1 protein-coding gene is annotated in these 1,551 nt (G+C 67.2%); it reads right to left on the bottom strand.

Translation table 11 applies throughout. The annotated features are described in order from the left end of the window. Window positions 1-50: 50 nt before the first annotated feature. Entirely contained in the window at window positions 51-1,433 is a 1,383-nt protein-coding gene (locus AB4Z47_RS30630; protein ID WP_441956193.1) for an IS1380 family transposase, read from the bottom strand. Between the last annotated feature and the right edge of the window lie 118 nt (window positions 1,434-1,551).

The raw sequence follows: 1,551 nt of genomic DNA, 5'->3' as shown, positions 1-1,551 counted from the left end.
CGGGTCCGGAGTGATTCGTCCTTTCGTCTCGTGGGGGCGGTTGAGGCTGGTCAGCCGGGTTGCAGGCGACAGATCGCGGTGGTGAGCAGGTGAGTGTGCGGGGCGTGCTGTGGCAGGCGCAGCCGAATGCGTCGGGCGTGGCGTGTGATGCGGGCTGGGAGTGAGAACAGCTGCAGGCGCAGGGTTTTCGGTTCCCAGCGGCGGGCGGGGTGATCGTGCAGGGCAAGAGTTTGTAGCCACGCGGTCAGGTCCAGCGCCAGGGCGAYGATAGCGAGCCAGATCTGGTTGGCGGCATAGCCGTGGAAGGGTAGGTTACGGGCCCCGGTGTCCTTCGCGGCACGGATGCGGTCCTCGCAGCGAGCGCGGCGACGATGCCGTAGCTCGAGATCGGCGAGCTGACCGCGGCGGGTGTTGGTGACGAACGCGGTCAGCCGCAGCCCGTCGACATCGGTAAACCGCAGCTGTGCTCCCGGATGCGGGCGTTCTTTCCTCACGATAAGCCGCATACCGTCGGGCCAGCCCGACAGATCGGCCAGATCGGTGATCTCGGCGACCCACGCGCCGTCGCGGACCTGCCCCTCGGCGTTGTAGGCCGGGGTCCACACCTGCTTCGGCACGGAGTTGACGGCCTCGACGAGCGCGTCGGTGAGGGTGAACCCGAGCGAGTACTGCACCCTGCGGTTGGTGCAGTAGGTGACGAAGTCATGGGTGCCGCCGCCAGCGTCGGTGCGCACCAACACTTTCCGCCCGACGCGGTAGCCCGGCTGCCAGGACAGTTGCTCCAGCGCGGCGGCGAGGACCTGTTTGTGGTCGGCGGCGGTGTTCGCCCCGGCATTCCCGGGACGCAGCAGGATCGCCGCCGGTTCACCGGTACCGGTGGCGCCATGATCGATGAACCCGAACAACGGGTGAAAGCCAAAACCTTTCTTGAACGTCGGTGCCGCGTGTTCCTTGTCCGAATGCGCGTCCAGCAGACTCGCGTCCAGGTCGATGATCAGCGGATGGACGGCGTCGATCCCGTGATCGGGGGCATGCTCGCCGGCGTGCGCCCATGCCCGCGCCCGCGCCGCGGCGCGGGCAGAAGCCAGGGCGGACAACACCTTCGGCGCGTAGGCGGCCAGTGCCGCGATCGTGCGTGACACCGTCGGATCCGAGGCCACCGATCCGAAAACTGCTGGCTCGCAACGCAACAGGGCAAGATCCGCGGGGCAGTCGGCGCCGCACGCGATCGCCACCGCCAGATCCAGCACGATCTTGCCCGGATCGTGCACCGCCAGGGGCTTGCGCCACGGCGACAGCGCTGCCGACAGCGCCCGATCCAACCCGACCGTGACCGCGGTCCGCAGCAACGCCACCGCCCCGGCCTGCGACACCACACCCGAACCATCCCCGCCAACTTTCAGCGACGGGTACCACGACATAGACTGCTTCACCGAGAAGGTGCTCCTGCAACTGCGAACTTCGGTCCTAGACAAATCGAATTATCGCAGTTCAGAGCACCTTTTCCCTAATTCCGGCACGCAGTGCCGGAATTAGCGTGAATGGCCGAGG

This window comes from Nocardia sp. 2TAF39 (assembly GCF_052114905.1).
Taxonomy (GTDB): Bacteria; Actinomycetota; Actinomycetes; order Mycobacteriales; family Mycobacteriaceae; genus Nocardia.
Note: the sequence above shows the minus strand (reverse complement) of the source record. Positions and strands in the feature narration are given on the sequence as shown.